This is a genomic window from Neisseria sp. 19428wB4_WF04 (assembly GCF_015235335.1).
Lineage (GTDB): Bacteria > Pseudomonadota > Gammaproteobacteria > Burkholderiales > Neisseriaceae > Neisseria > Neisseria musculi.
Map to the genome: position 1 here is coordinate 1 of NZ_JADGLG010000096.1, position 3,495 is coordinate 3,495.

Genomic DNA, 3,495 nt, shown 5'->3' on the forward strand with positions numbered 1-3,495 from the left:
GCAGCCATACGGCAACGCAGTTTGAGAAACAGATATTGGCACTTTGGGTACTGATGCCGGTGAGTCTGGCGGTATCGGAAGCGGTCAAATCAAGTGTGAAAAGGCGCAGGATTTGACGGAATTTTGATTCGGTAATTTTACTGAACTTTTGGTATTTGTTTTTAATAGGTATATCAGAAGCTTAACATCATTTTTGCTGATTTTTCTTTCTAAGCCCCAAATTAGAGTCCTCTGATGCTGACTTGTATTGATGCTTAACCTTTTTATACACAGCGGCCATGCAGTAAATATTGTATGGTTTCGCGTACACTTTTGATGGTACTGCCGAATGGTAGTGGGTCTTTTCCTCGGAAAAATAAACCTTTGTCGACTTCACCGCGCCAAGCGGCGGCCAATTGGATGTCGATACAGAACTGGCCTACTTTTTCCAATCCGTCACGCAGGCCGCATACGGATAAACAATTGATGCCTTGTGTGCAGCGGCGTGGGTCGGCTTTGGCGTTGGCTTGAAGTTTGGCTTCGCGCTTGATGTAGTTGTCGAGAAATTTGGTGCGGACACCGCGTGCCGGCAGGCCGGCTACCGACATAAACTCTACCACCTGCTCCATTTTGGCACTGGTCAGCGTTTGTTTGAAGTTCAAATGGGCATCGCCTTCTTCGGTAACTGCAAATGCAGTGCCGATTTGTACTGCGGAAGCTCCCCAGTTTTTCAGTGCAGTAGTGATTTTCTCAAAATTGGCCATGCCGCCTGCCAGCACTAATGGGATTTTTTCACTTTCTAGACCGAGTTTTTTAAACACCTCAAACGTTTCTTCAATCACTCGCTTGAATTCGAATTTTTCATCATTAACACCCTCTACCGTCATTGCCCCTAAGTGTCCTGCGGCGTGCGCGGGGTGTTCGATGATGATGGCGTCGGGCAGAACGCCTTTTTTCATCCAGCGTTTCAATACGATGTTGATGCCGCGCGCCTCGGAAAGAATGGGTAGTAGGGCAACGTTTTTATGGTAGCCATCGGTCATTTCGGGTAAGTCGAGCGGCAATCCTGCTCCCATTACAATGGCATCGGCACCTGATTCGCATGCTTGTCGGACTAGGTGCTGGTGGTCTTTCACAGCTTTCATTACGTTAACGGCAATCATACCTTTGCCTTGCGCATTTGCTTTGGCTTTTTGAATTTCGCGGTCGAGTGCAATGTGGTTGAGCTTGGCATACTTCTCTTCGGAAGGATTAATTTTGGATTCGGCCAGCAAATCATCGTGTAGGTGGCGCAAATCTACGCTGGCAATGGTGCCTAAGCCGTTTTCCCGGGCTACAGCACTAGATAATTTAGATGCGGATACGCCTATTCCCATGCCGCCCTGCACAATTGGAATCAATGATTTGTCGCGGATAACCAAAGGGGAAAAACAGTGCTTCATATATTTCCTTTATTATTTCAATGGGTTGAGTGAAATTTGGTAATTATTTGTCGTTGGGGCTGCTGTAACGTAGCAATATGTGTATGATTTTTAGGCAGAGCCTTAGAAAGTAATATCACCAAAATATCAAAAATATTAATAAACTTTTAGCTCGGATCTAACCACTTCAGACCGCCAAACCAACAAAAATCAGTGTCGAAAACATCAACAGCTCATGCTTGGAATTGCATCGGTACTTAGCTTGTGAACATTGGTGGCAGATTATGTTGAGGTGGTATCATGGAATTTTTCGGTGCCAAGCGTATCTGCCGGCAAGCGCGGTTTGGTGCGGGCGGTAAAATCATCGCTCCCTTCATTCTAAAATGCAAAGGCAAGTTTATACAGGAACTGTTTCGGATGCTTCCAAACCTACGTTGTAGAAGGCCACCCGAGGTCATGTTGCGGTTGAAAACGTAGTTCATACTGGAGATATCCGGGATGGGTCGGTATGGCTTTGCAAAATATTATTATAGGAGTACACCATGGCAATAATTAAGTTTGCCTGTAGTACACAGTATATCAACGGTACCGAATCTTTTAGGGCTATGCTGAGCATTGCTTGACGCGATTTTTAACGTGTACCGAAGTATAGGTTTTACTTGTATTTGAAAGAATACAGAATTCCGTTTCAAGCATAAGGGCATAAGGTATGATGATTGGTATTAAGTGCTGTTGAAGATACTGAGAGGAATCCTTTAAAATGAATTTTGATTCCTAATCATTTAGGTATTATACTCTATTTTTGGCTAAGGTTAATACAAAGGGCTTTATGGTGTATGCACAAAGGATATTTGAAATTTTAGACGGCCTTTATATTTTTCTCTGGGACTGAGTAGATTAATGGCCAGATAGGCTGCTAAAATGGAGATAATCCATTGCAGGCTACAATGTCCACACAGAAAAAACTGCTTGTGTTTTTTGTGATGGAGGTTATAACTCGCTTGGCTGAGGATATTCTCAGTATCCAAGCCAATCCCGCTATGTTGTTCTACCGAAAAATCAGCCAAGACACCGCACATCATTTGGCTTCATGCCGATGAAGTTTTGAGGGTATAGTTGAATGGGATGAGAACTACTTTAGCGGAAGGTGTAAGGGCAGGTGTGGTCGCGGCGCAACAGGTAAAGTGGACTATCTTCAGTACCCTGAAACGGCAAAGCAAAATGTTTACCCTTGCGGTGAAAAATACCAGGTAGAATACTTCACTTCCTGTTATCAAAAAAACATGCCCAATAACGTTGGTTACACTCACTGGCTGTTGTAAAAGCTATGATATTCTGGATGTGAGTGAGTTCACCCATCAGCGCATCAATCATTCCCAGTTGTTTGCAGACCGTCAAAATCATCAACGGTATTGAAAACTTTTGGAATCAGGCAAGGCGAGTTCTACGAAAATACAGCAGAATCGATCGAAATCTTGAAAGAATGTGAGTTTAGGTTTAACTTCGACACGCCAAGTGGGCAGCTAAAAAAACGTTGCGAATTTTGTGTGGGGTTTGGGATAACCTGCGTCAGCTCTATAAATTTAAGTAAGAGCCTACAAAGAAAACTACTTGAATATTTTATACCGGAAGCCATCGCATGTTGAAGCCGCGCGCGATAAATCGGCTCGATTTTTGAGATAAAGCGTTTTTGATTTTGTTTCACACGGTGCAACATTGTTTCAAATCCTGCCGCACAAAGGCAGGATTTTTTGCACCTGCCGAAACTACGCGCTGGGATTGCTGGGCTCTTTGATAAACCTACGGCATCATGTGTTCATCTTAAACGTACTTAGGGATTAATGATATGGAATACCATCTTATGAACAGAGACAGCTCGTTTTTTCAAGAGTTTAACGCTCCCAAAACATTTCACGAAATTTTAAACGAACACGGCTATGATGCGGTATTTTGGGCTAAAGCACTTGCTGTTAAATATCGTGCAAAACTGAGCCAGGGAAACGGGGAGTTGTGCTCCAAAATTGAGCCACTCTCCGTTTGTTATAAACTGCTCCGCTTTATCACACAGCGGAGCCCAACCTGGATGTTATGCATG

General features: G+C 43.7%; 2 protein-coding genes and 2 pseudogenes. 2 read left to right on the plus strand and 2 right to left on the minus strand.

What is annotated here, in order from left to right:
- Both IR141_RS13625 and IR141_RS12210 read right to left on the minus strand, forming a co-directional pair.
- Positions 1 to 172 (minus strand): annotated as a pseudogene (locus IR141_RS13625) (IS1595 family transposase); the annotation flags it as partial.
- Positions 173 to 263: 91 nt separating this feature from the next.
- Positions 264 to 1,421 (minus strand): nitronate monooxygenase family protein, encoded by a 1,158-nt coding sequence (locus IR141_RS12210; RefSeq protein ID WP_135037680.1) that lies wholly within the window; start codon positions 1,419 to 1,421, stop codon positions 264 to 266.
- 900 nt (positions 1,422 to 2,321) lie between these two features.
- Here IR141_RS12210 and IR141_RS12215 point away from each other — a divergent pair.
- Both IR141_RS12215 and IR141_RS13630 read left to right on the plus strand, forming a co-directional pair.
- Positions 2,322 to 2,929 (plus strand): annotated as a pseudogene (locus IR141_RS12215) (transposase); the annotation flags it as partial.
- Between the two features lie 317 nt (positions 2,930 to 3,246).
- A partial coding sequence (locus tag IR141_RS13630; protein ID WP_228068263.1) for a hypothetical protein occupies positions 3,247 to 3,495 on the plus strand: 249 nt, incomplete at its 3' end.

What these genes read in the sequence shown, in the direction of transcription:
- IR141_RS12210 (WP_135037680.1), bottom strand. Translation starts at nt 1,421, where the DNA reads ATGAAGCACTGTTTTTCCCCTTTGGTTATCCGCGACAAATCATTGATT.